The organism is Streptomyces sp. R44 (assembly GCF_041053105.1).
Lineage (GTDB): Bacteria > Actinomycetota > Actinomycetes > Streptomycetales > Streptomycetaceae > Streptomyces.
In genome coordinates this window covers 3,406,431-3,430,538 of record NZ_CP163444.1, presented here as the reverse complement: position 1 = coordinate 3,430,538, position 24,108 = coordinate 3,406,431, and the positions used below count along the sequence as shown (strand labels likewise).

Below are 24,108 nucleotides of genomic sequence, written 5' to 3'. Positions count from 1 at the left end.
ATGAGCACAGGCAGTACTGCTCCGAGGCCCGGGGACCCGGGAGTCCGTACGGGGCGGACTGCCGGACCGGGGCGGGGGGGCTCGCGATTCGGCCGTCTGCTGCGCAGCAGGGCGGTCCTCCGGCTCTTCGCGCGCTGGGTCCGCCGGCCGTTGCTGCCCGCCGTGCGGCTGTGGCGGCGGAACATCCAGCTGAGGATCGTCGCGGGCACCCTGCTGATGTCCCTCGGAGTCGTGCTGCTGCTCGGCATCGTCGTCATCGGGCAGGTCCGCAACGGGCTGCTCGATGCCAAGGAGAGGGCCGCCCAGAGCCAGGCCGCCGGAGGGTTCTCCGCCGCCCAGGACCGGGCGGCGACCACCCCCTCGGCGCCCGGGCAGCAGGACGGCGGACGGGCCGGCGCCTCCGTGAACTGGCGCTCCACGCTGGTCGAGCAGCTCGCCAGCGGTGGCCAGAGCGCCTTCAACGTGGTCGCGCTCTCCCTCGACACCGGTGACACCGCGAGCCGCGGCGCCCGCGCCTCCGGCGAGGTCGACCCGACCACGAGCATCCCGGCGGAACTGCGGCACTCCGTCGCCCAGGGCACCGGGACCTACCAGAAGTTCACGCGCATCCACTACACCAGCGGCAAGGCCTCCGAGGCCGGCCTGGTGATCGGCAAGCGGCTCAACGACGCCGACGGCGACCAGTACGAGCTGTACTACCTCTTCCCGCTGACCCAGGAGGAGGACTCCCTCACCCTGGTCAAGGGCACCCTGGCGACCGCAGGACTGTTCGTCGTCGTCCTCCTCGGCGCCATCGCCTGGCTCATGGTGCGCCAGGTGGTCACGCCCGTACGGATGGCCGCGGGGATCGCCGAGCGGCTCTCGGCCGGCCGGCTCCAGGAACGCATGAAGGTCACCGGCGAGGACGACATCGCGCGCCTCGGCGAGGCCTTCAACAAGATGGCCTCCAACCTCCAGCTGAAGATCCAGCAGCTGGAGGAGCTCTCGCGGATGCAGCGGCGCTTCGTCTCCGACGTCTCGCACGAGCTGCGCACCCCGCTGACCACCGTCCGGATGGCCGCCGACGTCATCCACGAGGCCCGCGTCGACTTCGACCCGATCACCGCACGCTCCGCCGAACTCCTCGGCGACCAGCTAGACCGCTTCGAGTCGCTGCTCTCCGACCTCCTGGAGATCAGCCGCTTCGACGCGGGCGCGGCCGCCCTGGAAGCCGAGCCGATAGACCTGCGACAGGTCGTCCGCCGCGTCATCGGCGGTGCCGAGCCGCTCGCCGAGCGCAAGGGCACCCGGATCGTCGTCCTCGGCGACCAGCAGCCCGTGGTGGCCGAGGCGGACGCCCGCCGGGTCGAGCGGGTGCTGCGCAACCTCGTCGTCAACGCCGTCGAGCACGGCGAGGGCCGCGACGTGGTCGTGAAGCTCGCCGCCGCCGGAGGGGCCGTCGCGGTGGCCGTACGGGACTACGGCGTGGGTCTGAAGCCGGGCGAGGCCACCCGGGTCTTCAACCGCTTCTGGCGCGCCGACCCGGCACGCGCGCGTACGACCGGCGGCACCGGCCTCGGCCTGTCGATCGCCGTCGAGGACGCGCGGCTGCACGGCGGCTGGCTCCAGGCCTGGGGCGAGCCCGGCGGCGGTTCGCAGTTCCGGCTCACCCTGCCGCGCACCGCCGACGAGCCGCTGCGCGGCTCCCCGATCCCGCTGGAGCCCGAGGACTCCCGGCGCAACCGCGAGCAGGCGGCCGCCGGACGCGCCCAGGAGAGCGGCCGGCTCGCCTCGGTGCCGACGCAGCCCGCGGGCGACCGTCCGGCGCTCGCCGTACCGCCGAGGCTGCCCGCGCCGCCGCGGGCGACCGTCGATCCGACGGCGCTGCCCGGCAGCGGCGCACGGGTCGTGGCACGAGCGGTGACGGACGGCGACGGCGGCGCGGCGGGCACGACGACGGCCGGCGGGAACGGACCACTGGAGCGGGAGGACGGAACACGTGGGCGCTGACTCCCGAGCGGAGCACGCGGGGCGGGGACGCAGTACACGCGCGGTGGTCCTCGCCGCGTGCGGAGGCCTCCTGGTGACCGGGTGCGCGACGATGCCCGACAGCGGGGACGTCCAGCCGGTCAAGGGGTCCAACACGGGCGACTCGCAGGTGCGGGTCTACGCCGTCGCGCCCCGGGAGAACGCGGACCCGGACGAGATCGTCGACGGCTTCCTGGAAGCCATGACCAGTGACGACCCCGGCTTCGCCACCGCCCGCAAGTACCTCACGAAGAAGGCCGCGCAGAGCTGGAGGCCGGAGCAGAGCATCACCGTGCTCACCACCGCGCCCGACCGTGAGCCGACCGACCGCAACGCCGACCCCGACAACCAGGGCCGCGCCTACCCGCTGTCCGGACGCAAGATCGCGACCGTGGACGCCCGGCACGCGTACCAGCCGGTCAGCCCCGCCGAATACCTCCAGTCGATCCATGTCGTGCAGCAGCCCTCGGCGAACGGCAAGGGCAAGGAATGGCGCATCGACAGCCTCCCGCCCGGCCTGGTCCTCGGCGAGGCCGACTTCCTTCGCAACTACCGGTCGGTCAACAAGTACTACTTCGCCTCCGGGGCGGACTGGGTCGTCGCCGACCCCGTCTACATCCGGCAGCGGCAGGACCCCGTCACCCGGATGGATCCGGTGACGCAGACGGTCAAGGCGCTCCTGGAAGGCCCGACGAACTGGCTGAAGCCGGCCGTCGACTCGCGGTTCCCCTCCGGTACGGAGCTGAAGAGCGGCGTCACCACCCTGACCACGGACGACCAGTCCACGCTGAGGGTGCCGCTCAACCGCAAGGCGGACGGGGCCGGCGCCGAGGCGTGCCGGCGGATGGCGGCGCAGCTGCTGTTCACGCTGGGCGACCTGACCTCCGTACGGGTCGAGCAGGTGGAGCTCCTCGGATCGACCGGGCAGTCGCTGTGCCGTCTCGGCAAGGGGCAGGCGGAAGAGTTCGCGGCGGTGCGCAACACCGACCGCGAGGAGCACCCCTACTTCGTCGACGAGCACGGCAAGCTGATGAAGCTCCTGGTCGGCGGCAAGGAGGCGGACGCGCCGATCGACGTGCCCGGGCCGTTCGGCAAGGGCACCGTGCCGCTCGGCTCCGTCGCCGTCGACCGCGGCGAGACCCGGGCCGCCGGGGTCGGCGAGGCCGGCCGCCAGCTCCTCGTCTCCTCCATCACCACCGAGCAGGACCCGCTGCCGCCCGTCCTGACCAGCCGGGCCGCCCGCCCGGCCGACCGGCTGTCCGCGCCCAGCTGGGACGTCAGGGGCGACCTGTGGGTCGCCGACCGGGACCCGGCCGCGCCCCGGCTGTGGATGGTGCCCGACGGCACCGGTCACCCCGTGAGGGTCCGCACGCCCTGGCTGGGGGACGACACCCGCATCGAGTCCCTGCGGGTCTCCGCGGACGGCGTACGGATCGCCCTGGTCATCACGCAGGGCGAGCGGACGACCCTGCAGATCGGCCGGATCCAGCGGCAGACGACCGGTGAGGAACCGGTGGTCTCCGTCCTCGACCTCCAGCCCGCCGCACCCCGGATGGAGTCGGTCACGGCCGTCTCCTGGGCGGGGCCCAGTCGGCTCGTCGTCGTCGGCAAGGAGGCGGGCGGCGTCCAGCAGGTCCGCTACCTCCAGACCGACGGCTCGACCTCGACGACCTCGGTGCTCCCCGGTCTGAACGGGGTGACGTCGGTGGCGGCGCCGCACACGGACAAGGCGCCCGTGGTGGCCGACTCCGGCGACGACGGCATCGTCCGGCTGGCCCCCGGGACCAACTGGCAGCCGGTCGCCAAGAAGGGCCTGTCGCCCGTCTACCCCGGCTAGGACCCGGCCCGGGGCCCCTGCCGGGGCCCGGGCCGCGAAGGGCGCACCTGACGTACTTCCAGGCTCCCGGCGGGTTTTCCACAGGGGTGGCCGGGAGGCGTCCGGAGGCGCACAGTGGAGCCATGCGGGGGTGGTGGCGCGAGATCGCCGGGCTGGTGCTGCCGGTCGCCTGCGGAGGCTGCGGCAGACCGCGGACGGAGTTGTGCCCCGCCTGCGCGGACGCCCTCGCCGGGACGGCGCCGCGCAGGGTGAGGCCCTCGCCCGAGCCCGCCGGACTGCCCTCGGTGCACGCCGCCGCGCCGTACGCCGAGGCCGTACGGGAGCTCCTCATCGCCCACAAGGAGCGCGGGGCGCTCACGCTCGCCGGGCCCCTGGGCGGCGCCCTCGCCGGGGCCGTGGAGGCCGCTGCCGGGCCCGCGGCGGGACCCGCGGACGGCCCGCTGCTCCTCGTACCCGTGCCGTCCTCGCGGCGTTCCGTACGGGCGCGTGGCCATGATCCGACGCGGCGGATCGCGCTGGCCGCGGCGGCCAGGCTGCGGCGGGCGGGCAGGCCGGCGCGGGTCGTGCCCGTGCTGCGGCAGCGGAGGTACGTGGCGGACCAGGCGGGTCTCGGGGCGCGCGGACGGCTCGCGAACCTGTCGGGGGCGCTGGAGGTCGTGCCGGGCGGAGCACGGCTCCTGACGGAGGGAAGGGTGATGCTCGTGGACGATCTGATGACCACGGGCGCCTCGCTCACGGAGGCGGCGCGCGCCCTCGGAGCCGTACACCTTCCGTTCATTCATGGAATACCGCACGGCTTACCGGTCGGTTCGGCGCAGCGCGGAATCGAACAGCGGGTGGCGGCTGTGATCGCATCCTCTCCCGCTTCGTTCGAAATAAACCGGAACTCGCCGGAAACTTCGATCGTTGCAGGTGGTGAGAGGTGAAAGCACCCGAACGGAGGTATGTCGCGGTAGCGGGTGCCGACACCCGTCCGAAGGGGCTATGTTCGGTTGTGAGGAATGGCGAATGCCATCGCCTCACCGAATACATGGTTGCGCCTACAGGACAGGAGTTCAGGGCGAATTAACCTCTTGTCGATGGGGTGGAGATCTTGTCGACTGGGGAGGAGGAGGTCGAAGTCGCCAAGTCCGAGCTCCGGTGACCACCGGAGCTGGTGCAAAGGGAGATGCCCGGCGGCCAAGGAGCCGACCAGGGCGATCCGGGAACGGAGTTCTGCGTGGACATCGTCGTCAAGGGCCGCAAGACCGAGGTGCCCGAGCGGTTCCGCAAGCACGTGGCCGAGAAGCTGAACCTGGAGAAGATCCAGAAGCTCGACGGCAAGGTGATCAGCCTCGACGTCGAGGTGTCCAAGGAGACCAACCCGCGGCAGGCCGAACGGTCCGACCGCGTGGAGATCACCGTCCATTCCCGAGGCCCGGTGATCCGGGCGGAAGCAGCGGCAGGCGACCCTTACGCAGCGCTCGACCTCGCCCACGGCAAGCTCGAGGCCCGACTGCGCAAGCAGCACGACAAGCGGTACACCCGCCGTGGCAACGGCCGGCTGTCCGCGGCGGAGGTCGGGGACGTGGTGCCCGGCGCCGCCAAGCTCAACGGAGACGGCCAACTGGCCGTGGACGAGACCGACAAGGTGCCCACCACGATGATGGGCTCCATCGAGGTCCAGGGCGAAGGCCCGCTCGTGGTCCGCGAGAAGACCCACCGGGCCGCACCGATGACGCTCGACCAGGCGCTCTACGAGATGGAGCTGGTCGGGCACGACTTCTACCTTTTCGTCGACTCCGACACCAAGCAGCCGAGCGTCGTCTACCGGCGCCACGCCTACGACTACGGCGTCATCCACCTGGAGAGCGACCCGCTCGCCGAGGGCGGCGGCGCCGGCGGTGCGCTCGGCGGCTGATCCGCCGTCCCGTGCCGCCTCCGAACTGAGGTGTCCCTCTCGGTGCCCCTGGGGCGCACTTCGCGCCCCCAGGGGCACCCCCGTGCGCCCGTGGATCGCCCCGTGGCCGCCCGGGCATGAAATCATGGCGTGCACGCCAACCGGTGCCGAACGGGCACGGGTTGGAGGACCGGAAACGAATTCAGGCCACGGCCTTCAGGGGGAGGAACGATGGCGGACAGCTTCGGGCCGGTGCTCAGCGGGCGCGAGCACGGTGGTGCGGTCCCGGAGGGATCGGATTCGGACAGCGGAGCCTTCCGCAAGGAGCCGATCCGGGTCCTCGTCGTGGACGACCATGCCCTCTTCCGCCGGGGACTCGAGATCGTCCTCGCCCAGGAGGAGGACATCCAGGTGGTCGGCGAGGCCGGTGACGGCGCCGAGGCCGTCGACAAGGCCGCCGATCTGCTGCCCGACATCGTTCTGATGGACGTACGGATGCCCCGGCGCGGCGGCATCGAGGCGTGCACCTCCATCAAGGAGGTGGCCCCCAGCGCGAAGATCATCATGCTGACGATCAGCGACGAGGAGGCCGACCTCTACGACGCGATCAAGGCCGGGGCCACCGGCTACCTCCTCAAGGAGATCTCCACCGACGAGGTCGCCACCGCGATCCGGGCGGTCGCCGACGGGCAGTCGCAGATCAGCCCCTCGATGGCGTCCAAGCTGCTCACCGAGTTCAAGTCGATGATCCAGCGCACCGACGAGCGCCGGCTCGTGCCCGCGCCCCGGCTGACCGACCGCGAGCTGGAGGTCCTCAAGCTCGTCGCGACCGGCATGAACAACCGGGACATCGCCAAGGAGCTGTTCATCTCCGAGAACACGGTGAAGAACCACGTCCGGAACATCCTGGAGAAGCTGCAGCTGCACTCCCGGATGGAGGCCGTGGTCTACGCGATGCGGGAGAAGATCCTGGAGATTCGCTGAGGCTCCGCCGCTGGACGCCCCTGCTGGGGGTCCGGGGGTCGTCCCCCGGGGGGTGCAGTATCTCCGAGAACACGGTGAAGAACCACGTCCGGAACATCCTGGAGAAGCTGCAGCTGCACTCCCGGATGGAGGCCGTGGTCTACGCGATGCGGGAGAAGATCCTGGAGATCCGCTGAGGCGCGCCGCAGGGCGCCTCCTCAGGCGAGAGCCCTGAGCAGCTCGGGCGCCAGCTCCCGGTGGTCCACCCGCTCGACCGTCACCGCGTCGCAGCGCACCCACTCGGCCGCCTCGCGCAGGGCCTTCGCCACCGCCGGTACGGCCTTGGGGCCGTCGAGCGAGACCTGCTTCGCCACCAGCGTCCTGCCCTCGCGCGCCGGGTCCACCCGGCCGACCAGCCGGCCCCCGGCGAGCACCGGCATCGCGAAGTAGCCGTGGATCCGCTTCTGCTTCGGCACGTACGCCTCCAGGCGGTGCGTGAAGCCGAAGATCCGCTCCGTGCGCGGCCGCTCCCAGATCAGCGAGTCGAAGGGCGAGAGCAGCGTCGTGCGGTGCCGGCCGCGCGGCTCGGACGCGAGCGCCGCCGGATCCGCCCAGGCGGGCTTCCCCCAGCCGGCCACCGTCACCGGCACCAGACCCGAGGACTCCACGACCGCGTCGAACTGCTCGGCCTTGATCCGGTGGTAGTCGGCGATGTCCGCGCGCGTGCCCACGCCGAGGGCCTCGCCCGCCTGCCGCACGAGGCGCCGCACGCACTCGGCGTCGTCCAGCTCGTCGTGGAGCAGCGCCTGCGGGATCGCCCGCTCGGCCAGGTCGTAGACCCGCTTCCAGCCGCGCCGCTCCGTGACGACCACCTCGCCGTACATCAGCGCCCGCTCCACGGCGATCTTGGAGTCCGACCAGTCCCACCACTCGCCCTTGTTCTTCGCGCCGCCCAGCTCGGTCGCCGTCAGCGGGCCCTGGTCCCGCAGCTGGTCGATCACCTTGTCGTACGCCCCGGCTGACAGCTCGTGGTGCCACTGCGGGCGGTCGCGGTAGGCGCGGCGGCGGAAGGCGAAGTGCGGCCACTCCTCGACGGGCAGGATGCAGGCGGCGTGCGACCAGTACTCAAAGGCGTGCGCCTCGGTCCAGTACGCCTTCTCCACCGCGGGGCGTCCCACTGCGCCCAGGCGTGCGTACGGAATGAGCTCGTGCGAGCGGGCCAGGACCGAGATGGTGTCGAGCTGGACCTGGCCGAGGGAGCGGAGGACGCCGCGCACCCCGGCCCTGCGGTCGGGCGCGCCGAGGAACCCCTGGGCGCGCAGGGCGATCCTGCGGGCGTCGTCGGCGGACAGTTCGGCGGCGGGGCGCGGCGCAGTCGTCATGGACCGCACCCTAGGCCCCGGCACTGACAGTCACACCGCCTCGGCCGGACGCTCGGGCGCGGGGAGGTACGGCAAGGGGCTCGGCAGGCCGAAGTCGGAGGGGAGCAGGGCGCCGACCCAGGCGTCCCGGAGCGTGCCCTTGTTGGCGAGCCCGGCGCGCTGGACGCCCTCCAGAACGAAGCCGGCCCGCTCGGCGACCGCGCGCGAGGCGGTGTTGCCGACCTCGGCGCGCCAGATCAGGCGGGTGCAGCCGAGCCCGGTGAAGGCCCAGTGGGCCAGGGCCCGGACGCTCTCCGTCATGTAGCCGGAGCCGCGCTGCTCCTTCGCCATCCAGTAGCCGACCTCCCAGGCGCCCTGGCCGCGGTTGAACAGGCCGACGGAGGCGAGGAGCGGGCCGCCCTCCACCGGTTCGGCGGCGAAGACGTACTCGGCGTCGTCCCGCCAGCCGTCCGGGACGAGCCGGAGGACGAAGAGCTCGGCGTCCTCGCGCTTGTACGGGGAGGGGACGACGGTCCAGCGCTGGATGGCGGGGTCCTGGCAGATGGCGTACACCGCGTCGACGTCCTCGGGGACGAAGCTCCGCAGCCGCAGGCGGTCTGTGGTGAGGATGATGGGATCCATGCCGGGATTGTGCTGACCGCTCGTACCGGAAGCGAACACTTTTCGGATGGGGCGGCACCTTCCGCCCACCTCGTGCGTTCTCTTTACGGGCGGACGTACGGCTCCGGCACTGCGGGCCTCCCTGCGCGAGGGCGGTCTCGCTTACGATGGCCGTTGCGGTGGGGACCACCTGCCGTGCCCGCGCTCGCGTCCATCACAAGACCCAGTGCCAGGCCCGACCGGCAAGGAGACCAGCCTCAGTGTCCGTCTTCAACAAGCTCATGCGTGCAGGCGAAGGCAAGATCCTGCGCAAACTGCACCGCATCGCGGACCAGGTCAACTCCATCGAAGAGGACTTCGTCAACCTCTCCGACGCCGACCTGCGGGCGCTCACCGATGAGTACAAGCAGCGGTACGCCGACGGCGAGAGCCTCGACGACCTGATGCCGGAGGCCTTCGCGACCGTCCGCGAGGCCGCCAAGCGCGTTCTCGGCCAGCGCCACTACGACGTCCAGCTGATGGGCGGCGCCGCACTCCACCTCGGCCATGTCGCCGAGATGAAGACCGGTGAGGGCAAGACCCTCGTCGGTACCCTCCCGGCGTATCTCAACGCGCTCTCCGGCAAGGGCGTGCACCTGATCACGGTCAACGACTACCTGGCCGAGCGCGACTCCGAGATGATGGGTCGCGTCCACAAGTTCCTCGGTCTGACCGTCGGCTGCATCCTGGCCAACATGACGCCGGCCCAGCGCCGCGAGCAGTACGCCTGCGACATCACGTACGGCACGAACAACGAGTTCGGCTTCGACTACCTCCGCGACAACATGGCGTGGTCCAAGGACGAGCTCGTCCAGCGCGGCCACAACTACGCCTGTGTCGACGAGGTCGACTCGATCCTCGTCGACGAGGCCCGTACGCCGCTGATCATCTCCGGCCCCGCCGACCAGGCGACCAAGTGGTACGGCGACTTCGCCAAGCTGGTCACCCGGCTGAGCAAGGGCGAGCCCGGCAACCCGCTCAAGGGCATCGAGGAGACCGGCGACTACGAGGTCGACGAGAAGAAGCGCACCGTCGCCATCCACGAGGCGGGCGTCGCCAAGGTCGAGGACTGGCTGGGCATCGACAACCTCTACGAGTCGGTGAACACGCCGCTCGTCGGTTACCTGAACAACGCCATCAAGGCGAAGGAACTGTTCAAGAAGGACAAGGACTACGTCGTCATGGACGGCGAAGTCATGATCGTCGACGAGCACACCGGCCGTATCCTCGCCGGCCGCCGCTACAACGAGGGCATGCACCAGGCGATCGAGGCGAAGGAAGGGGTGCAGATCAAGGACGAGAACCAGACGCTCGCCACGATCACCCTGCAGAACTTCTTCCGCCTGTACGACAAGCTCTCCGGCATGACCGGTACGGCCATGACCGAGGCCGCCGAGTTCCACCAGATCTACAAGCTCGGCGTCGTCCCGATCCCGACGAACCGGCCGATGCAGCGCAACGACCAGTCCGACCTGATCTACCGGACCGAGGTCGCCAAGTTCGCCGCCGTCGTCGACGACATCGCGGAGAAGCACGAGAAGGGCCAGCCGGTCCTCGTCGGCACGACCTCCGTCGAGAAGTCCGAGTACCTCTCGCAGCAGCTCGCCAAGCGCGGCATCCCGCACGAGGTCCTCAACGCCAAGCACCACGAGCGCGAGGCCACGATCGTCGCGCAGGCCGGCCGCCGCGGCGCCGTCACCGTCGCCACGAACATGGCCGGCCGTGGTACGGACATCAAGCTCGGCGGCAACCCGGACGACCTCGCCGAGGCCGAGCTGCGCCAGGCGGGCCTGGACCCGGTCGAGCACGTCGAGGAGTGGGCCGCGGCTCTGCCCGGCGCCCTGGAGCGGGCCGAGAAGGCCGTGAAGGCGGAGTTCGAGGAGGTCAAGGACCTCGGCGGGCTGTACGTCCTCGGTACCGAGCGCCACGAGTCGCGTCGTATCGACAACCAGCTGCGCGGTCGTTCCGGCCGTCAGGGCGACCCTGGCGAGTCCCGCTTCTACCTCTCGCTCGGTGACGACCTGATGCGTCTGTTCAAGGCGCAGATGGTCGAGCGCGTGATGGCCATGGCCAACGTGCCGGACGACGTGCCGATCGAGAACAAGATGGTCACCCGTGCCATCGCCTCCGCGCAGTCCCAGGTCGAGACCCAGAACTTCGAGACGCGCAAGAACGTCCTGAAGTACGACGAGGTCCTCAACCGGCAGCGTGAGGTCATCTACGGCGAGCGCCGCCGCGTCCTGGAGGGCGAGGACCTGCACGAGCAGGTGCGCCACTTCATGGACGACACGATCGACGACTACATCCGCCAGGAGACCGCCGAGGGCTTCGCGGAGGAGTGGGACCTCGACCGTCTGTGGAACGCCTTCAAGCAGCTCTACCCGGTGAAGGTCACCGTGGACGAGCTGGAGGACGCGGCCGGGGACCGGGCGGGCATCACCGCCGAGTTCATCGCCGAGTCCATCAAGGACGACATCCACGAGCAGTACGACGCGCGCGAGAAGCAGCTCGGCTCGGACATCATGCGCGAGCTGGAGCGTCGCGTGGTCCTCTCCGTCCTCGACCGCAAGTGGCGCGAGCACCTCTACGAGATGGACTACCTCCAGGAGGGCATCGGCCTGCGCGCCATGGCGCAGAAGGACCCGCTGGTCGAGTACCAGCGCGAGGGCTTCGACATGTTCACCGCCATGATGGAGGGCATCAAGGAGGAGTCCGTCGGCTACCTGTTCAACCTGGAGGTCCAGGTCGAGCAGCAGGTCGAGGAGGTCCCGGTGCAGGCGAGCGCTCCGTCGCTCGACAAGGAGGACGTGCCGGCGGGTGCCGGGCGTCCGGAGATCCGCGCCAAGGGGCTCGACGCCCCGCAGCGGCCGGACCGGCTGCACTTCTCCGCGCCGACCGTGGACGGGGACGGCGGTGTCGTCGAGGGCGACTTCGCCTCCGACGACGTGGACTCCGGCGACGGGCTGACCCGTGCGGAGCGCCGCAAGGCGCAGAAGAACGCGGGTGGCGGGCGCCGCCGCAAGAAGTGACGTTCTGAAGCGGGAGGAGGGGTCGGTCGCCCGGTGGCGGCCGGCCCCTTCGTCATGGGTGGCGGGCGGCCACGCCGAGGCCGTCCAGTTCCACGGCCGCGCAGCGCCAGCGCTGGTCCTCGCCGCGCTCCAGGCGGAACGCCATGGCGCGTACGCGGGGGCCGGTCGCGATGGTCGCGAAGGCCTCGATCGCCGCTTGCGGGCGGTGCACCTGGATCGAGCAGCGGCGCAGGACCGGGCGGGGGCCGAGGGAGCGCAGGGGCGTCTCCGGGGCCAGCCTGACCAGCTGCTCGTACGCGTCTCCGACGGTGTGGCCGAGCATCCAGTGGACGGGCCGCTCCCCGCTCAGCACGGCGAGCAGGCGCTCGGCGAAGACGGTGTGCGGGGGGAGGGTGCGGGGCGGGCCGCCCTGGGCCGGGGTGCGGGGGCGGGTGCCGGCGGTGCCGCGCGGACGGGCTCCGGCGGAGCCACGCGGGCGCGTGCCGGCCGGGCCGCCGGGGGCCGTGCGGGAGCGGGGCCGGGGGAGCGGGGAGGGCGTGCTGGCGAGCGTGGCGTTCATGGCGATCCCCTGTCGTTGCGTAACCGGGTGGTACCAGTCGGTAACTTCCGTTGGGGATCTTGTACGGGGGTACGCCGAGGCCCCGCAAGGAGTCCGCGGCGCCGGGGCGGCCTCGAAATCGGATCACCTATCCGGGTGACGCCGTCGAAAATCGGCTCTCCGGCGGCTCGGCGTGCGGCCTTCCGCGGTGGACGGACGGTACGTCCGGGCCGCCGCCCCGAAGGGGGACTCCGCACGTATCCTGAGGGCTCTCCGTCTACGAAAGCGGCCTGCCATGCGCGTCTACGTCCCTCTGACCCTCCCCGGTCTCGCACAGGCGCACAAGGCGGGCGAGCTGGGTCCCGGTCCGCTGACCGCCTACGCCGTCACGCCCGCGCTGCGCGAGTGGTACGTCTCCGACGACATCGAGGAGCTGGAGTACGCGGCGCTCAACCGGGCCGCCTCCGCCTCCCTGCGGCTCCTCGCCGGCGACCCCGAGGCGCCCCGGCGCCGGATCGTCGTCGCCGTCGACGTGGCCGACAAGGACGCGACCGTCGACCCCGACCGCGGGCTCGACGCCGGCTCCATCGGCGAGGTCCGCGTCTCCGGAGCCGTACGGCTGGCCAAGGCCGCGGCCGTGCACGCCGACGCGGACGACGCCGAGGCGGACGTCACGGCGGCGGCGGACGCGCTCGGTGCGGCGGACCAGGGCGACGACGACGCGCAGTTCGTCGTGGACGGGGCCGAGGACCACGAGCTGCTCTGGTTCGGGGTGCAGGAGATCCCCTCCCTGCTCGGCTGAGTCGCCGGGTACCGTCTCTCCTCATGGGGAAGCACGGAAAGCACCTGGTCTGGGACTGGAACGGCACACTGCTCGACGACATCGCCGCGGTCATCGGCGCGACGAACGCCGCCTTCGTGGAGCTGGGGCTCGAAGAGATCACGCTGGAGCGGTACCGCGAGCTGTACACGGTGCCGGTGCCGAGGTTCTACGAGCGGATCATGGGGCGGCTGCCCACGGACGAGGAGTGGACCGTCATGGACGGGACCTTCCACCGGCACTACTGGGAGCGGGCCGAGTCCTGCGGGCTCACCGCGGGGGCGGCGGAGCTGCTTCTGGCGCGGCAGGAGGCCGGGCTCACGCAGTCGCTGCTGTCGCTCGCCCCGCACGCCCATCTGGTGCCGCTCGTGCGGCGGTACGGGATCGCCGAGCGGTTCGTTCGCATGGACGGGCGCGTGGATGCGTCGACGGATGGGAAGTCGGGGCACATGGTGCGGCACCTTGCCGCGCTCGCCGTTCCGGCCGAGCGGGTCGTCGTCATCGGCGATGCCGCGGATGACGCGATCGCGGCGGCGCATGTGGGGGCTCGGGCGGTGCTGTACACCGGGGGGTCGCACAGTCGGGCGTCGTTGTCGCGGGTGGGGGTGCCGGTGGTCGACTCGCTGGAGGAGGCGGTGGCTGTGGCGGAGGAGCTGGTCTGACGGCGTCCGTCCGGTGGTGGGCGGGTGGAGGAAGGCCGGGCGCGGCCCGGTGGGTGGTTGTGCCCACCCGTTCCGCCCCTGCGGAACGGATGCCCACAACCACCCGGCTCGTCAGCCCTTGGCTCGGAGGACCTTCAGGAATTCGCGCATCCAGGTGGGGTGGTCCGGCCAGGCGCGGGAGGAGACCAGGAGGCCGTCCACGACCGCGGCGCTGTCCTGGAAGGTCGCTCCCGCCGACTGCATGTCGAGTTCCAGCGCCGGGTAGGCCGTGACGCGGCGGCCCTCAAGCCCGCCGATCGCCGCCGTCAGGAGCGGGCCGTGGCAGATCTGGGCCACCGGCTTGTCGGCGTCGAAGAAGGCCTTGAGGATCTTCCGGAGCTCCGGGTCGTTGCGCAGGTACTCCGGCGCCCGGCCGCCCGGGATCACCACCGCCACGTACGCGCCCGGGTCGACCTCGGAGAAGGCCAGGTCGGCGGGCCAGGTGTAGCCCGGCTTCTCCGTGTACGTGTCGTAGCCCGGTTCGAAGTCGTGGACGACGAAGCGGAGCGTCTTGCGGGCCGGGGCCGCGATGTCGACCTCGTAGCCCTCCTCCAGAAGCCGCTGGTAGGGGTACATCACCTCCAGCGACTCGGCCGCGTCCCCGGTCACGATCAGGATCTTCGCCATGGCTCTCCCAGATCACAGATGGTCGGTCTGTCGTGCTGTGCCCATGCTTGCGCACACGCGGCCTCCGGCGTGGGGGTTTGCCGAGGAGACACGTGTCGCTGTCCATATCGTCAAACTTCCCCCGCTCTTTTGTACGCATACGGCTCATGACGGTTCGGGGGTCGGGGGCGATAGGCTTTTGCCGTGATCAGCGCGATACGCCAGGGGGGCAGTGAAGCCCCCGGCTGCCGCCCGGACCGCGACAGCGGCCGGGCCGACCGTGCGTTCGCCGATCCTCTCCGTCCGGGCGTGCCGCGTTCCGTGGCCGATAACGACCTGGGCATCTCTCATCCGGGCATAACGTCGACTTCGACCGGAATCACCGCGTCGTGGCGTTGTGTCCTTTCTTCCACCGACGTCACGCAACGGCGCGCGACAGGAGTCAGAGGACATGCAGACCAAGCTGGACGAAGCAAAGGCCGAGCTGCTCGAGAGGGCCGCTCGCGTAGCTGAGCACAGCCCGGTCGGGGGGCGACTTCCGACGGGCCCGGAGGGCTCTGGGGAGCGTCCGGACCGGGACACCGTGCTCGATTACCTCCAGCGCTACTACCTGCACACCGCGCCCGAGGACCTCGCCGACCGCGACCCGGTCGACGTGTTCGGCGCCGCGCTCTCTCACTACCGGCTCGCGGAGAACCGCCCGCAGGGCACCGCGAACGTGCGCGTCCACACCCCGACGGTGGAGGAGAACGGCTGGACCAGCAGCCACTCCGTCGTCGAGGTCGTCACCGACGACATGCCGTTCCTCGTCGACTCGGTCACCAACGAGCTGTCCCGCCAGGGCCGCGGCATCCACGTCGTGATCCACCCGCAGGTCCTCGTCCGCCGTGACGTCGCCGGGAAGCTCATCGAGGTGCTGTCGGCGCAGGTCCACGGCGAGCTGCCGCACGACGCGCTCACCGAGTCCTGGATCCACGTCGAGATCGACCGCGAGACCGACAAGGCCGACCTCAAGCAGATCACCAACGACCTGCTGCGCGTCCTGTCCGACGTCCGCGAGACCGTCGAGGACTGGGACAAGATGCGCGATGCCGCCCTGCGCATCGCCGACGGCCTCGCCGAGGAGCCCACCGCCTCCGACCTGCGCCCGACCGAGGTGGAGGAGGCCCGCGAGCTGCTGCGCTGGCTCGCCGACGACCACTTCACCTTCCTCGGCTACCGCGAGTACGAGCTGGTCAACGGCGACGCCCTGTCGGCCGTGCCCGGCACCGGCCTCGGCATCCTGCGCTCCGACCCGCAGCACGGCGCCGACGACCAGGGCCACCACGCCCACCCCGTGTCGCCCTCCTTCAGCCGGCTGCCCGCCGACGCCCGCGCCAAGGCGCGCGAGCACAAGCTGCTGATCCTGACGAAGGCCAACAGCCGCGCGACCGTGCACCGCCCCTCGTACCTCGACTACGTCGGTGTGAAGAAGTTCGACGCCGAGGGCAACGTCATCGGCGAGCGCCGCTTCCTCGGCCTCTTCTCGTCCGCCGCCTACACCGAGTCCGTCCGCCGGGTCCCCGTCGTCAAGCGCAAGGTCCAGGAGGTCCTCGCGGGCGCCGGCTTCTCGCCGAACAGCCACGACGGCCGCGACCTGCTCCAGATCCTGGAGACCTACCCGCGCGACGAGCTCTTCCAGACCCCGTCCGACCAGCTGCAGTCCATCGTCACCAGCGTCCTGTACCTCCAGGAGCGGCGCCGGCTGCGGCTCTACCTGCGCCAGGACGAGTACGGCCGCTACTACTCGGCCCTCGTCTACCTGCCGCGCGACCGCTACACCACCCGCGTCCGGCTGCGGATCATCGACATCCTGAAGGAGGAGCTCGACGGCACCAGCGTCGACTTCACCGCCTGGAACACCGAGTCGATCCTGTCCCGGCTGCACTTCGTCGTCCGCGTCAAGCCCGGCACCGAGCTGGCCAAGCTCACCGACGCCGACGTCGACCGCATCGAGGCCCGGCTCGTCGACGCCGCCCGCTCCTGGGCCGACGGCTTCGGCGAGGCGCTGACCGCCGAGCTCGGCGAGGAGCGCGCCGCCGAGCTGCTCCGCCGCTACGGCAACGCCTTCCCCGAGGGCTACAAGGCCGACCACTCGCCGCGCGCGGCCGTCGCCGACCTCGTCCACCTGGAGGCCCTCGCCAGCAGCGGCAAGGACTTCGCGCTCTCCCTGTACGAGCCCGTCGTCGCCGGCCCCGGCGAGCGCCGCTTCAAGATCTACAAGACGGGCGACCAGATCTCCCTCTCCGCCGTCCTGCCGGTCCTCAACCGGCTCGGCGTCGAGGTCACCGACGAGCGCCCGTACGAGCTGCGCTGCTCCGACCGCACCCACGCCTGGATCTACGACTTCGGTCTGCGGATGCCGGCCACCACGGGCAACGGCGGGGACTACCTCGCCGACGACGCCCGCGAGCGCTTCCAGGAGGCCTTCGCCGCCACCTGGACCGGCGCGGCCGAGAACGACAACTTCAACTCGCTCGTTCTCTCCGCCGGGCTCAATTGGCGCGAGGCGATGGTGCTCCGCGCCTACGCCAAGTACCTGCGCCAGGCCGGCTCGACCTTCAGCCAGGACTACATGGAGGACACCCTCCGCAACAACGTCCACACCACCCGGCTGCTGGTCAACCTCTTCGAGGCCCGCATGGCCCCGGAGCGGCAGCGTGCCGGCACCGAGCTGATCGACGCGCTCCTCGAAGAGCTGGACGCCGCCCTCGACCAGGTCGCGAGCCTGGACGAGGACCGGATCCTGCGGTCCTTCCTCACCGTCATCACGGCGACGCTGCGGACCAACTTCTTCCAGACGACGGCCGACGGCACGCCGCACTCCTACGTGTCGATGAAGTTCGACCCGCAGGCCATCCCCGACCTGCCGGCCCCGCGCCCCGCCTTCGAGATCTGGGTGTACTCCCCGCGCGTCGAGGGCGTCCACCTGCGCTTCGGCAAGGTCGCCCGAGGCGGCCTGCGCTGGTCCGACCGCCGTGAGGACTTCCGTACCGAGATCCTCGGCCTGGTCAAGGCGCAGATGGTGAAGAACACCGTCATCGTGCCGGTCGGCGCCAAGGGCGGCTTCGTCGCCAAGCAGCTCCCGGACCCGACCGTGGACCGCGACGCCTGGCTGGCCGAGGGCATCGCCTCGTACAAGACCTTCATCTCGGCGCTCCTCGACATCACCGACAACCTGGTCGCGGGCGAGGTCGTGCCGCCGGTCGACGTGGTCCGCCACGACGAGGACGACACGTACCTCGTGGTCGCCGCCGACAAGGGCACCGCGACCTTCTCCGACATCGCCAACGGCGTCGCGGAGTCGTACGGCTTCTGGCTCGGCGACGCCTTCGCCTCCGGCGGCTCCGCCGGCTACGACCACAAGGGCATGGGCATCACCGCCCGCGGCGCCTGGGAGTCCGTCAAGCGGCACTTCCGCGAGCTGGGCCACGACACCCAGACCGAGGACTTCACCGTCGTCGGCGTCGGCGACATGTCCGGCGACGTCTTCGGCAACGGCATGCTGCTCTCCGAGCACATCCGCCTGGTCGCCGCCTTCGACCACCGCCACATCTTCATCGACCCGAACCCGGACGCGGCCGTCTCGTACGCCGAGCGCCGCCGGCTCTTCGAACTGCCGCGCTCCTCGTGGGCGGACTACGACACCTCGCTGCTCTCGGCGGGCGGCGGCATCCACCCGCGCAGCGCCAAGTCCATCCCGGTGAACGCGCAGATGCGGGCCGCCCTCGGCATCGAGGACGGCGTCACCAAGATGACCCCGGCCGACCTGATGAAGACGATCCTCCAGTCGCCCGTCGACCTGCTGTGGAACGGTGGCATCGGCACCTACGTGAAGTCCTCGGCCGAGTCCAACGCCGACGTCGGCGACAAGGCCAACGACGCCATCCGCGTCGACGGCCAGGACGTCCGCGCCCAGGTCATCGGCGAGGGCGGCAACCTCGGCGCGACCCAGCTGGGCCGCATCGAGTTCGCCCGCTCCGGCGGCCCCGAGGGCCAGGGCGGCAAGGTCAACACCGACGCCATCGACAACAGCGCCGGCGTCGACACCTCCGACCACGAGGTCAACATCAAGATCCTGCTCAACGGGCTCGTCGCCGAGGGCGACATGACCGTCAAGCAGCGCAACAAGATCCTCGCCGAGATGACGGACGAGGTCGGCGCGCTCGTCCTGCGCAACAACTACGCGCAGAACACCGCCCTGGCCAACGCCGTCGCCCAGTCGCCGTCCCTGCTCCACGCCCACCAGCGCTTCATGCGCCGCCTGGGCCGCGACGGGGCCCTCGACCGCTCCCTGGAGTTCCTGCCCAACGACCGGCAGATCCGCGAGCTCCTCAACAACGGCCGGGGCCTGAGCCAGCCCGAGCTCGCCGTCCTCCTCGCGTACACCAAGATCACGGTGGCCGACGAGCTGATCGGTACGGAGCTGCCGGACGACCCGTACCTGCGCGGGCTGCTCCACGCGTACTTCCCGACGCTGCTGCGCGAGAAGTTCACCGAGGCCGTCGACAACCACGCCCTGCGCCGCGAGATCATCACGACGGTCCTGGTCAACGACACCGTCAACACCGGTGGCTCGACCTTCCTGCACCGCCTCCGCGAGGAGACCGGCGCGTCCATCGAGGAGATTGTCCGCGCGCAGACCGCCGCCCGGGTGGTCTTCCGCCTCGGCCAGGTCTGGGACGCCGTCGAGGCCCTCGACAACGTGGTCCCGGCCGACGTCCAGACCCGGATGCGGCTGCACTCCCGCCGGCTCGTCGAGCGCGGCACCCGCTGGCTGCTCAACAACCGGCCGCAGCCGCTCCAGCTCAGCGAGACCATCGAGTTCTTCGCCGAGCGCGTCGAGGAGGTCTGGGCACAGCTGCCGCAGCTGCTGCGCGGCTCGGACCTGGAGTGGTACCAGTCGATCCTGGACGAGCTGACCGAGGTCGGTGTGCCGGAGGAGCTCGCGCTGCGGGTCGCCGGCTTCTCCTCCGCCTTCCCGACGCTCGACATCGTCGCGATCGCGGACCGCATGGGCAAGGAGCCGCTCGCGGTGGCCGAGGTCTACTACGACCTGGCCGACCGGCTGCGGATCACCGACCTCATGGACCGGATCATCGAGCTGCCGCGCAGCGACCGGTGGCAGTCGATGGCCCGCGCCTCGATCCGCGAGGACCTCTTCGCGGCGCACGCGGCGCTGACCGCCGACGTCCTGACGGTCGGCAACGGCACCACGAGCCCCGAGGAGCGGTTCAAGGCCTGGGAGGAGAAGAACGCGGCGATCCTGGGCCGCGCGCGGACGACCCTGGAGGAGATCCAGGGCTCGGACACCTTCGACCTGGCGAACCTGTCGGTCGCGATGCGGACCATGCGGACGCTGCTCCGCTCGCACAGCTAGTCCGTGCGTGAGGAAGGGCCCCGCCGGTGTTCCGGCGGGGCCCTTCCCCGTGTTCCGGCGGAATCAGACGTACGTCGTCGCGCCGCGCCCGGCTCCTGCTCGGTGTCGTAGAGGGTGCAGCGGGGTTCGGGGCAGCGCCAGTTGCGGCGCACGATCTCCGAGAGCGGTTTGCGGCGGCGGTCGAGCAGGCCCTTCTCCTTGAGCGGTAGACGGTGCCCATGCCGCCGGCGCCGAGCCGGGCGACCAGCCGGTATCCGGCGGCCTCCCCCGGATCGTCGGGGCCCAGGGGCGTGAGCATGCCGTCGACGCCGGTACCGCTGAGAGCCTCCCCCGCCCTTCCCACCGCCGCCGCAGTCAGGTGCCGACAGCGCTTTCCGAACGAGACTACGGCACGGTGGAGTTCCCCAACTTCCCTTGTCCCCGGGTGGATTCAGTCGGCGGGCGGTGCGCCGGTCGTCGACGTCCACAGCCGGCGGGCGGCCAGCAGGGCCGCCGTGAGGAGCAGGGCGTTGCGGAGCACCATGACGGTCAGGCCGGTGGGGGTGCCGAGGACGACCTCGTCGTAGAGGACGGGGTACGCGAGGGAGCTCAGCGCGGCCGCCGGGAGGAGCAGCAGGGCGACCGGGCGCATCACGGTGTCGCGGGAGGTCAGGCAGACGGCGGCGAGGCCGAGCAGCCAGATCATGTACTGGGGGCTGATCACCCGGCTGGTGACGGTGAAGAGCAGGACGGCGGCGAGGGCCGCGTCGAGGGGGGTGGCGGGGGTCCAGCGGTGGGCCTGGAGGCGCCACAGGAGCAGCCAGCCGAAGGCGATGACGGTGAGCAGCAGGGCGAGGTGGCCGAGGCTGGAGACGTACGGGCCGACGTACTCGAAGGCCCCGTAGCGGAACTCGACCCTGCCCGGCCAGATGCCGGTGGCGTGGGCGACGGCGAGGGCCGTGCCGCCCAGGGACTCGATCTGGATGCCGCGGCTGCCCTGCTGGCGCAGGAAGCCGAGCGAGTCGGAGAAGAACAGCGCGAGGGTGGCGAGGAGCGCGAGCGCGGTGACGGCGGCGGCGGTCCAGGCCTCGCGGGTGGTGCGGCCCCGGGGCGTGCCGATCAGGGCGAGCGCGGGCCACACCTTGACCATGGCGCCGATCCCGGCGAGCGCCCCGCCGAGCTGGTGGCCGGCGGTGGAGCGGGCGCCCAGGGCGAGGAGGGCGAGCACGGCGAGGGCGGTGGTCTGGACGTCGTACCGGGCGAGCGGGAGGTGGAGGAGGAGGGGGAGGCCGCAGACCCAGATCCAGGCGCCGTGGGTGAGGCGGGCGCTGTCGGCGCGGGCGAGGGCGAGGGTGACGAGGGCGTCGGCGAGGAGGGTGAGGGTGACGAAGGCCTGGAAGTAGCCGAGCCAGGGGAGGATGCCCGGCGACATGATCACGAGGCCCGCGCCGGGCGGATACTGCCAGGTGGCGTCGCCGGGCGGGAAGGTGCCGTCGGCGAACTTCCCGTACCAGTGCTGGTAGAGGGCGACCTCGCGGGCCACTCCGCCGATGCCGAGGTCGTCGCGGGCGAGGAGCAGGAGCATGCCGGCCCGGGTGAGGAGCCAGACGGCGGCGAGGGTGAGGTGGGGGCCGCGGCCGACGGTGACGAAGGTGGCGGAGGTGAAGGTGTCCGAGTCGAAGGGGGACCCGGTGAGGGTGGGGGGTTCGCTCGCGGAGCGGGGTGGCGACTGAAGGGGATCCGGCTGCGGGTGATCGTTCGTCATCCCACCGCACTTTAGACCGCTATGTCTTATTTGTTGGCCTTCTTCGGGTCCGGCTTGGCCGTGAACTCCTCGTATGCCGCCACCACCTCCTTCGCCGGGCCGTCCATCCGCAGCGTGCCGGCCTCCAGCCAGAGCGCCCGCTCGCAGGTCTCCGTGATCGTGGAGTTCGAGTGGCTGACCAGGAAGACCGTGCCCGCCTCCGCCCGCAGCTCGTCGATCCGCTGCTGGCTGCGGCGGCGGAAACGCGCGTCGCCGGTCGACAGGGCCTCGTCGATGAGGAGCACGTCGTGGCTCCTGGCGGCGGCGATGGCGAAGCGCAGTCGGGCGCCCATCCCGGAGGAGTACGTCCGCATCGGGCGGGAGATGGCGTCGTCCTTCTCGTTGATGCCGGAGAAGTCGACGATCTCGTCGTAGCGCTCGCGGACCTCCGCGCGGCTCATGCCCATCGCGAGTCCGCCCAGGATCACGTTCCGCTCGCCGGTCAGATCGTTCATCAGGGCCGCGTTGACGCCGAGGAGGGAGGGCTGCCCGTGGGTGTGGATCGCCCCCCGGTCGACCGGCTGGAGACCCGCGATCGCCTTCAGGAGGGTGGATTTTCCCGATCCGTTCGAACCGATCAGGCCAATTGCCTCGCCCCGGTACGCGACGAAGCTGACGCCCTTCACGGCGTGGACCCGGCGGCCGGCCGGAGCCGTGCCGCGCCGCATGATCCGGCCGAGCGCGGCCGTGGCGCCGCCCCGGCCGCCCGGGTGCCCGCCGTGGACGGTGTACGTGATGTGGACGCCGTCGGCGATGACGGTGGGGGTCCCCTGCGTGTGCTTCTGCGTCTCAGCCACGGCCGTACGTCTCCTCCGCCTTCCAGAACCAGATGAAACCGCCCGCGAAGGCCAGCACGGCCCAGCCGACGGCGAGCCCCCACACGTGCGGCGGCAGCTGCGCCCGCGTGTAGCTCTCGATCAGCGCGAAGCGCATCAGGTCGATGTAGACCGCCGCCGGGTTGCACTGGAGCGCGAGGACCACGGCCTCCGGGAAGCGCCCGCTGCTCGCCAGGTTCTGGATCGACCACATCGCGCCCGAGGCGTACATCCAGGTCCGGAGCACGAAGGGCATCAGCTGGCTGATGTCCGGGGTGCGGGCCGCGACCCGGGCCAGGGCGAGGGCGACGCCCGTGCTGAACAGCGCCTGGCAGAACAGCGCGGGGATCGCGAGCAGCCAGCTCCAGGTGGGGAACTCCCCGAAGCAGGCCAGCATCACGACCAGCGCGGCGAGCGAGAACAGCAGCTGCTGGAGCTGCTGGACCGCGAGCGAGATCGGCAGGCTCGCGCGCGGGAAGTGCAGGGCGCGGACCAGGCCCAGGTTGCCGCTGATCGCCCGGGTGCCGGCCTGGGCCGTGTTGGCCGTGAAGGTCCACACGAAGATGCCGGTCATCAGGAAGGGCACGTAGTCGGGCACGCCGCTCTTCGCGTTCATCAGGACGCCGAAGATCAGGTAGTACACGGCCGCGTTGAGGAGCGGGGTCGCCACCTGCCAGACCTGGCCGAGCCGCGCCTGGCTGAACTGGGCGGTGAGGCGGGCGGTCGCGAAGGCGGCGATGAAGTCGCGGCGGGACCAGAGCTGCCGCACGTAGACGCGGAGCGAGGGGCGTGCGCCGCTGACGCTCAGGCCGTGGCGGCGGGCGAGGGCGGTGAGGTCCTCCGGCTCCGCGGGGGTGGCCTGCTGCACGGGTGGGGCGAGGGTCGTGGTCACGGGCGGGCGCTTTCGACGAGGGGTGCGGGGGCGTGGGCGGCCGGTCCCGGCGTGCGGGGGCCGGGCGCGTGATGCCGTCGGCGATGGAACGGGTCCGTATCGTCGCTACGGGGACATTAGGACGCCCGCACGTCGGAACGCAACCGTCTCGTCGTAACGAACCTGGGATGTCGCGGTTGGCTAGGATGCCGTCCATGACCGATCCGACCCCCCGCCGCGCCCCCGCCGGAGCCGCCGTACTCCGCGAGGACGTGACCGAGGCCATCCGCGCTGCCGTCTTCGAGGAGCTCGCGGCCGTCGGCTACGCCCGGATGTCCATCGAGGGCATCGCGCGCCGCGCGGGAGTCGGCAAGACGGCCGTCTACCGGCGCTGGAAGTCCAAGCTCGCCCTCGTCCTCGACCTCGTCGGCGCCTTCGCCGCCCAGGGCCTGCCGGCCCCCGCCACCGGCTCCCTGTACGGGGACGTGCGCGCCCTCCTCGGAGTCGCCTCGCACGCCCTGCGGCACCCGGTCGCCTCCCAGGTCATCCCCGACCTGCTCGTCGAGGCCGCCCGGCACCCCGAGATCGCCGAGACCGTCAAGGCCGTGCTCCTCGACGGGCAGCAGGGCGTCATGACCCAGATCGTCCGCGAGGCCGTCGCGCGCGGCGAGCTCCCCGAGGGAACCGACCCGGGCAAGGCCCTCGACCTGGTCGTCGGCCCGCTCTACTGGCGGCTCGTCGTCGTCCGCACGCCCCTGCCGAAGGGGTACGCGGACGAGCTCGCGCGCGCGGCGGTCGCGGCGCTCACGGCGTGACCCC

17 protein-coding genes and 1 pseudogene are annotated in these 24,108 nt (G+C 71.4%); 11 read left to right on the top strand and 7 right to left on the bottom strand.

The window, feature by feature from the left end; genetic code table 11:
- From mtrB to AB5J54_RS15750, 6 genes and pseudogenes are all read left to right on the top strand, one after another.
- On the top strand, positions 1–1,989 hold the full coding sequence (gene mtrB / locus AB5J54_RS15775; protein ID WP_369144547.1) for an MtrAB system histidine kinase MtrB: 1,989 nt from the start codon (positions 1–3) through the stop codon (positions 1,987–1,989).
- Between the two features lie 91 nt (positions 1,990–2,080).
- Entirely contained in the window at positions 2,081–3,844 is a 1,764-nt protein-coding gene (locus AB5J54_RS15770; RefSeq protein ID WP_369144546.1) for an LpqB family beta-propeller domain-containing protein, read from the top strand.
- A gap of 122 nt (positions 3,845–3,966) precedes the next feature.
- Positions 3,967–4,770, top strand: a complete 804-nt coding sequence (locus AB5J54_RS15765) for a ComF family protein (RefSeq protein WP_369144545.1) — start codon at positions 3,967–3,969, stop codon at positions 4,768–4,770.
- 293 nt (positions 4,771–5,063) lie between these two features.
- Positions 5,064–5,744 (top strand): ribosome-associated translation inhibitor RaiA, encoded by a 681-nt coding sequence (raiA, locus tag AB5J54_RS15760; protein WP_369144544.1) that lies wholly within the window; start codon positions 5,064–5,066, stop codon positions 5,742–5,744.
- Positions 5,745–5,954: 210 nt separating this feature from the next.
- Entirely contained in the window at positions 5,955–6,707 is a 753-nt protein-coding gene (locus tag AB5J54_RS15755) for a response regulator transcription factor (protein WP_017237000.1), read from the top strand.
- A 59-nt stretch (positions 6,708–6,766) separates the two neighbouring features.
- A pseudogene (locus tag AB5J54_RS15750) lies at positions 6,767–6,883 on the top strand (response regulator transcription factor); the annotation flags it as partial.
- A gap of 21 nt (positions 6,884–6,904) precedes the next feature.
- On the opposite strand, the gene AB5J54_RS15745 reads toward AB5J54_RS15750, so the two are convergent.
- Both AB5J54_RS15745 and AB5J54_RS15740 read right to left on the bottom strand, forming a co-directional pair.
- Positions 6,905–8,068: a winged helix-turn-helix domain-containing protein gene (locus AB5J54_RS15745; RefSeq protein WP_369144543.1), complete on the bottom strand. Its 1,164-nt coding sequence runs from the start codon at positions 8,066–8,068 to the stop codon at positions 6,905–6,907.
- A 30-nt stretch (positions 8,069–8,098) separates the two neighbouring features.
- The gene (locus tag AB5J54_RS15740; protein WP_369144542.1) at positions 8,099–8,689 is read right to left on the bottom strand and encodes a GNAT family N-acetyltransferase; all 591 of its coding nucleotides are present in this window, start codon (positions 8,687–8,689) and stop codon (positions 8,099–8,101) included.
- Between the two features lie 239 nt (positions 8,690–8,928).
- Between AB5J54_RS15740 and secA the strand changes: the two genes are divergently transcribed.
- Positions 8,929–11,736 carry a preprotein translocase subunit SecA gene (gene secA / locus AB5J54_RS15735; RefSeq protein ID WP_369144541.1) on the top strand — a complete coding sequence of 936 codons (2,808 nt, stop codon included), beginning with the start codon at positions 8,929–8,931 and terminating at the stop codon, positions 11,734–11,736.
- Between the two features lie 52 nt (positions 11,737–11,788).
- On the opposite strand, the gene AB5J54_RS15730 is transcribed toward secA, so the two are convergent.
- Positions 11,789–12,295, bottom strand: coding sequence for an Rv3235 family protein (locus tag AB5J54_RS15730; RefSeq protein WP_369144540.1), 507 nt, complete (start codon positions 12,293–12,295; stop codon positions 11,789–11,791).
- Positions 12,296–12,569: 274 nt separating this feature from the next.
- Here AB5J54_RS15730 and AB5J54_RS15725 point away from each other — a divergent pair, with 274 nt between their 5' ends.
- Together AB5J54_RS15725 and AB5J54_RS15720 are read left to right on the top strand one after the other, a co-directional pair.
- Positions 12,570–13,076: a hypothetical protein gene (locus tag AB5J54_RS15725; protein WP_369144539.1), complete on the top strand. Its 507-nt coding sequence runs from the start codon at positions 12,570–12,572 to the stop codon at positions 13,074–13,076.
- 23 nt (positions 13,077–13,099) lie between these two features.
- Positions 13,100–13,756: an HAD family hydrolase gene (locus AB5J54_RS15720; RefSeq protein ID WP_369144538.1), complete on the top strand. Its 657-nt coding sequence runs from the start codon at positions 13,100–13,102 to the stop codon at positions 13,754–13,756.
- Between the two features lie 111 nt (positions 13,757–13,867).
- Here the strand turns inward: AB5J54_RS15720 and AB5J54_RS15715 are convergent, their stop codons facing one another.
- Complete coding sequence (locus AB5J54_RS15715) at positions 13,868–14,422, bottom strand: DJ-1/PfpI family protein (protein ID WP_369144537.1); 555 nt, start codon at positions 14,420–14,422, stop codon at positions 13,868–13,870.
- A 430-nt stretch (positions 14,423–14,852) separates the two neighbouring features.
- On the opposite strand from AB5J54_RS15715, the gene AB5J54_RS15710 reads away from it, so the two are divergent.
- Positions 14,853–19,820: an NAD-glutamate dehydrogenase gene (locus tag AB5J54_RS15710; RefSeq protein WP_369144536.1), complete on the top strand. Its 4,968-nt coding sequence runs from the start codon at positions 14,853–14,855 to the stop codon at positions 19,818–19,820.
- A 430-nt stretch (positions 19,821–20,250) separates the two neighbouring features.
- Here AB5J54_RS15710 and AB5J54_RS15705 read toward each other — a convergent pair whose 3' ends face one another.
- Genes AB5J54_RS15705 through AB5J54_RS15695 form a run of 3 tightly spaced genes read right to left on the bottom strand, consistent with a single transcriptional unit; the run spans position 20,251 to position 23,310 of the window.
- Positions 20,251–21,564: a glycosyltransferase 87 family protein gene (locus AB5J54_RS15705; RefSeq protein ID WP_369144535.1), complete on the bottom strand. Its 1,314-nt coding sequence runs from the start codon at positions 21,562–21,564 to the stop codon at positions 20,251–20,253.
- 26 nt (positions 21,565–21,590) lie between these two features.
- The gene (locus AB5J54_RS15700; protein WP_369144534.1) at positions 21,591–22,400 is read right to left on the bottom strand and encodes an ABC transporter ATP-binding protein; all 810 of its coding nucleotides are present in this window, start codon (positions 22,398–22,400) and stop codon (positions 21,591–21,593) included.
- Positions 22,393–23,310 carry an ABC transporter permease gene (locus AB5J54_RS15695; RefSeq protein WP_369144533.1) on the bottom strand — a complete coding sequence of 306 codons (918 nt, stop codon included), beginning with the start codon at positions 23,308–23,310 and terminating at the stop codon, positions 22,393–22,395. Before AB5J54_RS15695 ends, AB5J54_RS15700 begins: the two co-directional genes overlap by 8 nt.
- A 185-nt stretch (positions 23,311–23,495) precedes the next feature.
- Between AB5J54_RS15695 and AB5J54_RS15690 the strand changes: the two genes are divergently transcribed.
- On the top strand, positions 23,496–24,104 hold the full coding sequence (locus tag AB5J54_RS15690) for a TetR/AcrR family transcriptional regulator (RefSeq protein WP_369144532.1): 609 nt from the start codon (positions 23,496–23,498) through the stop codon (positions 24,102–24,104).
- Positions 24,105–24,108 lie beyond the last annotated feature (4 nt).